Raw genomic sequence first — 8,230 nt, forward strand, 5'->3', positions numbered from 1 at the left:
ATCTCACTTGCTGGCAGCGCGGTTCCCTGAGGGAAAATCACTGGGGCCATCACGATATCAGTTTCTTTCGAGCGTGACCGTCCCAGAGGACATCCTTGGCGTCGATTTAGGCCCCAAAAGGCGAGATGTCTTCCTGCTAGGCGTCGCGCTCCACAACCTACTTTTCGGCTCTCTCCCATCGGGGGAACCCGCTGAATGGAAGCCCGCAGTTGATCGAAACAACGACTATTCTCTCCTGCACGACTGGTTCTCGGAAGCATTGGAAGTCAGTCCTGAACATCGTTTTGCCGATGCGACGGTTGCCCTCGAAGCTTTCAATAAGGCCACCGCATCACGGCCCACGCCTGATGAGGTAATTGCAGGGCTTGAGGCTTTTCGAACCACGATCCGCTCGCAGCGGCAGCTGTTTTTGGCTTTTCCTGTTGAGGGCGACATGATCGTCGAAAGCGATCGCCTTGATGCGTGGCGAAGCCGGGACAACGGTCTCCCGGTTGTGGTCAAGCAGTGGAAGCAGGCTTCTTGGGGCGACCTTCAAAAAGAAGGGGGCACAGTCCTTACCTTCTTACGCAAAGCCGCTGACATGAAAATGGATCGGCTTCCTGGCATCGCCTCAGTTCGAGATGTCTGTTGGCTTGGAGATAGTCTCGTCATTGTCCAGGATTGGATCGAGGGTACTCCGCTTGACGAGCTGCTGCGAAATCCGACCGAGGATATAACAACCTCCGACAATGCTGTCCGGATTTCCAAATGCTTGCTCTCGATTGTTGAAACGCTTCACGATCATGGTTTTGGCCACGGAGACCTCAAGCCGTCGAACATCATCGTTAATGCGGCGGACGGCGAGCCGGTATTGATCGATGCGCTTGATTTTTCGCCTCGCATTGATGGTGAACTGGTCACATCCGAATATGCTCCAGAAGCAGGGACTCGCCTGGAACGGGACCGGTTTGCGCTCACCAAGATTGTCGAAGAAATATTCACTGTGGCGGACCTTCCGCTCGCCGTAGCCACGGACATCGCATCGGCAGTCAGAGACTGCCGTGAAAAGCCGCCCGCTCTCGCCACTCTCTTACCGTTGGAAGAGGCACTGGCACGAACGTTAGAGAGGCTCACTGAAGCAAACGAACCGGAGGCGCTTCCGGGCGCCATTTCGATCTCGATAGTAGGACAGCAGACCGGCGCGATAGACCCTGACGAGGGTTACCTGTTCCTCCGCATTCGCCGCCATCCGCATCACGGTCATCTCTGTCTTGTTATTCGCGGCGCGTTTGAAGAAATCGAAGTCCGCCTGGACAACCAGGGGCAGGCGACAGGTGCATCGCGGCGAAGGCTTGAGCAGTGGTTGTTATCGCGTGTTGCAAAACAGGAATTCCACAAGATTAGCGGGACACTTGCTGTGACCCGATCAGATGTCACCGACCTATCGGCTCTCGATCCGCTATTCGCCGACCCTTTGGTGAAAGCTCGCATCGATCTGGAGCTCTCCGGCTCCGTCTCACCGGCGATTTCCGAGGCGCGGGAAAGTGTCGACCTGATCCCCCAAGAGGACGAGGCAGAAGACGAACTTGCGGAAGAAATTGCCGCCGCCCCCACGTCAGCGGAGATTGATGTGCCCGCACTTTGGCGGGCTCTGATCGATGTTGAGAATGAACTTACAACTGATGGTGTAGCGCAACTCGATAGCGTCTACGATCGTAATATAGGGCGACACAAAGTTGTTCTGGAACTGGAAAGCGGTGACTTCGGATTCTCACGTAACGACACGGTCGGCGTGCAGAAGCAGGACAAGCGCGGAAACTGGCGTCGCATCGGCGATCTCGACCTCAACAGGTCGCGCCCAGACCTTGCCGTGATAGATGCGCAGGGCGGAAATGCGTACGGATCGCGCCTGATCGAAGCCGGACAGCGCCTGCGTTTTCTGAGCCATTTTGAGGGAACCAGCCTCAAGCGCCGCACCGACGCGGTGGACCGTATCCTCCTCGGCAATGGACGGGCTGCCAATTTATTGTCCGTGTTCGATCCGCGTTCGAATGCTGTGCCCGAGGTCATCAACCAGCATGCGAACGACGAAACATTGGCATTGTACGAATTAAACGAGGATCAGAAGGAGGCTTTCCGCCAGGTCATATGCGCTCGACCTGTGGGCCTCCTGCAGGGTCCTCCAGGCACCGGAAAGACTAGGTTTATAGCAGCCCTCGCTCACTATGCCATTACGACCGGGTTGGTCCGCAACGTTCTTCTGTCGAGCCAATCACACGAGGCAGTGAATACGGCAGCAGAAGCGGTCCTCACGTTGTTCCGTAAGACCGGCGAGTTGCCCAGCCTATTGCGCGTGGGCATGGACGACGGACAAGTTTCGGTACCGCTACGCCCTTATCATACGTCGCGGGTCGAGCAGTCTTATAAAGATCGCTTCAGTGCGACATTCGGCGAGCGTATGGCCATAGCGGGCAAAACCCTGGGAATTCCGCCCGAGGTCATTTCTCCCGTGGTGATGTTGGAGACAACCATACGCCCCGTGATCGAGAGGATCGCGGAGCTGTGCCGGACTACAGAGCTTCAGCCGCAACGTCTGAACGGATTGACGGAAACCCTGCAACAACATTTGTCATTGCTTGATGTCGATGTTCAGATCCCGGAAAGCCCCTTCGAGGAAGACTGGATTCGCTTCTTGGACGATGTGGCTGCGGCGATCTCTCGCCGAGCAGCCCGGCAGAACGCCATAGGCGCCGACAAAATCGAACGCCTGAGATCAATAGCCGGGCTGGGGCGAGATTTTGTTGGAAGCGTCTCACGCGCCGAGCGCAGTTTTGACACCTTTCTCGCCGGAACACGGCAAATCGTTGTGGGAACATGCGTCGGGCTAGGAAGGTCTTCACTCGGTCTCACGGCAACCGCTTTTGACCTCGTCATAATCGATGAAGCGGCGCGCTGCACGTCGGGAGAGCTGTTGGTGCCATTACAGGCCGCGCGCTGGGCAGTTCTTGTGGGCGATCAAGCGCAGCTGCAGCCGCAGCATAAACCCGAGGTCGTTAATCTGGTTTCCGAGCGCACTTCAATCTCCAAGAAGGAGATAAAGCGCAGCGATTTCGAACGCGTTTTCTCGACCTCTTATGGTGGCACGGCAGGCGCAAGGCTAAAAACGCAATACCGCATGCTGCCGCCCATAGGGCAGCTTGTATCCGAGGTTTTCTACCCCGACCTGAGTCTTCTCGCGGGTCGCTCTACACCGGATATCGATCCGCTCTGCTTGCCACAGGAGCTTGGTAGGCCCTTGACCTGGGTGGAGACAGACAGTCTCGGCTCTGCTGCTTACGAACGAAAAGAGGCGAGCAGCAAGACAAACCCAGCAGAGGCTGAAGCGGTTATCCGCCTTCTGGAGCGCTGGAATTCCGAAGACAATTTCCGGAAGTGGCTCCTTACCCAGCAGAAGCATCCGGTGGGGATCGGCGTCATCTGCATGTACGCAGCACAGCGAAATCTCATCGAGCGCAAGCTACGCCAGTCCTCACTCGCTTCGCTGTTAGAAAAGCATGTGAAGATAGGGACGGTGGACAGCTATCAGGGCAAGGAAAACCCGATCGTTATCCTTTCCCTGGTCCGCAATAACGCACTCGGTCCGACGGAAGCCGGCCTGAAGAGGATCAAGGAAGGCTTCCTCACCACGCCGAACCGCATCAACGTTGCGGCCAGCCGTGCGATGGACCGGCTGGTAATCGTCGGCGCCCGCCACCGCTGGCAAAGTGCCAATTCGATGGGCCGTCTATCAGCTGGCTTCGCGCGCAGGGTGGAAGACGGCTCGGCTGTGGAAATTTCAGTCGAGGATTTGACCCGCACCGACGACGCGCTGGTGCGCACCCACGCAGCCGCAATTGCAAAAAAGGGAGGCGCAAATGGGAACGCTTAGTCGTCCATTGCTTCGCTTGAAGGGTCACGAGCTTGTCCCTCCTGACGAAGATCGTCGCGTGGGGCTTGAGGTGTTCGATGTGCTGCTGCCGTGTCGCAACTACGAAGTGAAGTACAAGGTCGCTTCTCTGGGGCAGGTCAGCCCGACCCTCGAGTTCTTGTTGCGGCTGGTCAAATCGACGCCGGGAATCAGCGATAACGATGCTGCATCCTTTTTCGGGTACAGCCCTTCAGAGATGACCTACGTCCTGGAGGAAGCCTTCGGCCCCGGATACCTCGAGCGGAAGGCCGGACGGCTCTGGCTGACGATCTCGGGTGACGGTCTGTTTCGGGAGGGCGAAAAAGAGCCGACGATTTATTCGGTGGAATCGCGACGCCGCAGTTTCGGTTTCGATTTGATGGCGATCGCCCCGCAGGTCCGGCGTTGGCTGGAGCCACTGGAGATGGTCTTGCCGGAGCTATCGTCGGAGGACCCGGCCGGAACTGGAAGAGTTGCCGAGCGTCTACCCGGAAGATTCAGACAATTTTTTCGTGAACTGGCGGATAAGGCAGATCGGGGCAAACTGGAGCGACGAGACATCTACTCGATCGATCCTGTGGTTTCTCCAGGCGAACGCTATCAAATGCCCATCCGCATTATGACCTATGCGCAAGCATCTAATCCCAGTGCGGCAGAAATCGACCTTTCGCTGTGGCGGCCGGACCATGAGATCGCCGATCGGCCGGAGATCGAGCGCGCGGTCGCGCTGTTTGTGAAGGATCAGCAGACATCTGTAAATCAAATGGATGCGGCGTCCGCGTATCAGGTGCTGGTCGAACTGGCTCCTGAATTTCTCAAGGACTACACGGTGCGAAGTGGTCTTTCGGAGGGCCGATACTGGAGAGAATCCGTGAGCCGCGCCGGCGAGCCTCGGGTCGATAGAAAGACGATCCCAATTGTCGGCTCTCTACTATTGCCTGAGAACATCGAACGGCTTCACGCCGTTCTTGATTATGGTTTGCGGAACACCACCGAGGTGCCGAGTAATGTTTTCGCTGTTGCGCCGCAAACCCGACGGTGGGGGGCAACAACCCAACAAAGAGATTTGCTTATCCTGATACAGGAGAAAGTGGCCCGCGCATTCCCCGGTGCCGATCGAGCAGAGTTGAAGACTACGTGCCTGTATGCGGGCAGGCCGGCCCCGTACACGCAGAAAGCTTTCGACGAGGTTCTGCTGAGCCATGTTGAGCATTTCCCCAAGGCTCTAGAAGTCCTTTTGATACCGGGTGTGGTTTTGGCGGCGGTGGTTCACGCGCCCCTTGGATCGTCAACGGGGAACCCCGTGCCGCTGGGATTGGCATCTTTCGACCCGTCGGTGGTCGATCGAGGATATCAGTATGTGATGGACCGTTTCGAACGGTACTCGAACAAAGACAGCGCTTCTTAGAATCGAGGACCTGGCTCTCGGCAGTTGAAGTATTCAAATGACGGTCATCGTCTATGTTCATCTCCAGTCGAACGTCCAGCACTACGCAGGGAAGCCATGAAAATATATCTCGACGCCAATGCGACAACTGGAATCTCGACGGCGGCGCGGGCCGCTATGGACGCCGCCCTCGACGAAGGGCCCCACAACCCGTCTAGTTCCCACCAAGCGGGATCCCGCGCGAGACAATTGCTGGAACGGGCTAGGCAGGAGATTTCAGGCGAATTAGGTGGTATCGACTCCGAGAATCTCTTCTTCACATCCGGCGGCACCGAGGCGAACAACATAGTCATCCGCGGTTTCGGCAGCCTCGCAGGCGTGCGCATCTGCTGCACTGCCGTAGAGCACGCGTCCGTCATGGGGCCTGTCGCCGACAGCTGCTCGACCGTCCTTCCCGTCCGGACTGACGGCGTTCTCGATTTGCCGCACGCCATCGAAGCGGTCGCGGACTGCGCTGCTGCCACGCTCGTATGCGTCCAGGCAGCGAATAGCGAAACGGGAATCATGCAGCCCCTGCAGGAGATCGTTGCAGCGCTCCGCGGCATTGGCGACCACGTCTACGTGATGACTGACGCAGCGCAAGCTTTCGGACGCATCCCGATCGACCTTCACGGGATCGACGTGCTGACCTTCAGCGGGCACAAGCTTCATGCTCCGGCGGGCACTGGATTTCTCTATCTTTCCGACCGCATGCTTGAGGCGCTCCCACTTGTTCTGAAAGGGGGCGGGCAGGAGGGCGGCGTCCGCCCGGGCACGCAGAACGTCGCCGGCGCCTGTGGCCTCGCGGCGGCAATCAAGGAACGGATGGGGTCTTTCCAAGATCACGCGGCCCGGCTCTGTGCGCTTCGTGACAGGCTGGAGGATGCGATCCTAATGGCGGTGCCCGGAGCGCGGATCGTAGGCAAGGGCACAGTCAGGGTGCCCAATACGGCCAACATCATGTTCCCCAGCCTCGACGGGCAGGCCTTGCTTGCGCGTCTTGACCAAGCGGGGGTCTACTGCTCCACGGGCTCCGCATGTTCGAGTGCCCGGCCCGAGGCCTCCCCGGTCCTGAAGGCGATGGGGATGAGCGAGCGCGAAGCCTCGGGCTGCCTCAGGTTTTCCGTGTCGGTCGACAACACGCCGGAAGAAATGGACGCCGCCGCCGCAATCGTCGGCCGCTGCGTCCAAGAGGGACTGCGGATCAGCCAATGACGATTTTGAAGACCAAGTACGAATTCGGCCGGCATGAAACTTTCTCGCTGAGGGAGGGCTGGCTCGACAAAGGACTCAACCGGGTCATGACCCATCCGGAAGGCTACCGTCCCGACCTCGAAGCAGCGGACGAACTTGGCCTCGGGAGCAGGATGGCGAAGTCGCTGGCTTACTGGCTCGACGCTACGAGCCTCGTCGACCGCACTTCCGGCGAGGCGAGGAAGAAGTCCGGCCCGCCGGCCTCCGAACTCGGGAAACTCGTCCACGCGACGGACCCGCATTTCGAGTATTCGGTCACCGCCTGGTTCGTCCACCTGATGCTGGCCCGACGGCGCGGTTCGGTCTGGAACTGGTTCTTCAACGACTTCCGCAGCCATTCCTTCGCCCGCGAAGGCTGCATCGAGGACTTCGGCCGCTACCTGCGCGAACATGCAGTCAACCAGACGACGCTCGGGGTCGTCCAGCGAGAAGTGGGCTGCCTGCTTTCCACCTATGCGACGCTTCCGGCCAACGAGCCCGTCGATCCGGAGGACGTCACTGTTTCGCCTATGCGGTCCCTTTCGCTTCTCGTGAAGCATCACGACACCGGCCGGTTCGAGAAGACGCAGCCGCTGGATGCGATACCAGTCGAGGCGTTCCTCGCCTGCGTGGCGCTCCTCGCCTCCGATGCCGGATCGTGGACCCTGCCGCTGTCAGACCTCATCGCCCTCCGGAATTCCCCGGCGAAGCTCCTCAACCTCGACGGGGACCGCATAAGCGAGGCCGCGCAGCTCGCGGCCGAGGCTTACGGCGCCGACGGCGTGAAGCTCAGCCTGCTCGGGTCGGTGCGGACGATCACCCTTCCGCATTTCACGCCGGAATCCTGGTACGAAAAGCACTTCCAGAGGATCGGGGCTCATTGATGCGAGATACGGTCTACAGGTCCGTCAACATCCGCGACGACCTCGGGCACCCCGAGCGTCTCGCCCATTACCATCCGACCTCGCGATCCGCGCCGATCATCGGAGCCGTGCTCAAGAGCGCGGCGACGATGGTCATCGCCTCTTACGGCAGCGGCAAGTCGCTTGCGGCGGGCATAGGGGCGCTGGCTGCGGCGAACAGCCCCGACAACCGGGAATTCCTCCAGTCCGTCGCTTCCCGCATCGCCTCGGTCGATCCGGCTCTGGGCGAATTCATCGCCGAACGGTCCATGTCGTCCCAGCGAGGCAAAGCCGTCGCCCTGTCGGGCTATGTCAGGGACCTTGCCGCGAGCATGTCGGCGGCGCTCGGCCTCGGGCCTTGCGAGACCGTCAGGAAAGCGGTGAACGCCATCCGCCGCATGCCCGACACCGACCGCGTCGCCATCGTCTGGGACGAGTTCGGCCGCCACCTGGAAGGCCTCGTCATGGACGGGCGCGCCCGCGACCTCGACGCGCTCCAGGAACTGTCCGAACTCGTGGTGCGTCCTTCTGGCCCGTCCATCAGCCTGACGCTGCTCCTCCACCAGAACGTCCTCGCCTACGCGCAGAACCTCAACCAGACCAGCCGCAGCGAATGGCGGAAGATCGAAGGGCGCTTCGACCAGATGCGCTTCGTCGAGGACAGCCAGGAGCTTTACGGGCTGATTTCCGGGATCGTGTCGTCGCGGCGGCCGGGCTCCGGCGCGCATTCCGATGCACTGCTTG

4 protein-coding genes and 1 pseudogene are annotated in these 8,230 nt (G+C 59.7%); all 5 read left to right on the forward strand.

The genetic code is table 11. The features are described 5' to 3' along the window. Positions 1–73: 73 nt before the first annotated feature. Positions 74–3,907: an AAA domain-containing protein gene (locus tag EOA33_RS15965; RefSeq protein WP_210212577.1), complete on the forward strand. Its 3,834-nt coding sequence runs from the start codon at positions 74–76 to the stop codon at positions 3,905–3,907. Beyond that, the gene (locus tag EOA33_RS15970) at positions 3,894–5,333 is read left to right on the forward strand and encodes a hypothetical protein (protein WP_127406036.1); all 1,440 of its coding nucleotides are present in this window, start codon (positions 3,894–3,896) and stop codon (positions 5,331–5,333) included. Before EOA33_RS15965 ends, EOA33_RS15970 begins: the two co-directional genes overlap by 14 nt. Before the next feature lie 96 nt (positions 5,334–5,429). Then, on the forward strand, positions 5,430–6,566 hold the full coding sequence (locus tag EOA33_RS15975; RefSeq protein ID WP_127406037.1) for a cysteine desulfurase family protein: 1,137 nt from the start codon (positions 5,430–5,432) through the stop codon (positions 6,564–6,566). Then, positions 6,563–7,468, forward strand: coding sequence for a DUF4007 family protein (locus EOA33_RS15980; protein WP_127406038.1), 906 nt, complete (start codon positions 6,563–6,565; stop codon positions 7,466–7,468). Before EOA33_RS15975 ends, EOA33_RS15980 begins: the two co-directional genes overlap by 4 nt. Next, positions 7,468–8,230, forward strand: a pseudogene (locus EOA33_RS15985) (hypothetical protein); the annotation flags it as partial. The gene EOA33_RS15980 and the pseudogene EOA33_RS15985, both read left to right, overlap by 1 nt.

It is taken from the genome of Mesorhizobium sp. M4A.F.Ca.ET.050.02.1.1 (assembly GCF_003997725.1).
In the GTDB taxonomy this organism is placed as follows: domain Bacteria; phylum Pseudomonadota; class Alphaproteobacteria; order Rhizobiales; family Rhizobiaceae; genus Mesorhizobium.